At 39.5% G+C, this 220-nt stretch carries 1 protein-coding gene; it reads left to right on the top strand.

What is annotated here, in order from left to right; translation table 11 throughout:
- Positions 1-220: CDP-glycerol glycerophosphotransferase family protein (locus tag CBI42_RS12290; RefSeq protein ID WP_179211454.1), on the top strand; the 220-nt coding region annotated here is incomplete at both ends.

Here is a 220-nt window from a genome sequence, read left to right as displayed (position 1 = left end):
TGACTACTCAGACTTTGTTTATGACTATTCAAACTATCCAAACATCAGTGATTTGTACTTAGTGTCTGATTTGCTGATTACCGACTATTCGTCAGTCTTCTTTGATTATGCTTACCTGAAGCGGCCAATTCTGTTTTATCCTTACGATTACCATCTGTACAAGGAAGAACTGCGGGGCTTCTACTTAAACTACGAGAAGGATCTCCCAGGTAAAATTGCG

The organism is Streptococcus sp. KR (genome assembly GCF_002238115.1).
Taxonomy (GTDB): domain Bacteria; phylum Bacillota; class Bacilli; order Lactobacillales; family Streptococcaceae; genus Streptococcus.
The sequence above is the reverse complement of the archived record's forward strand: the minus strand, read 5'-3'. Positions and strand labels throughout refer to the sequence as shown.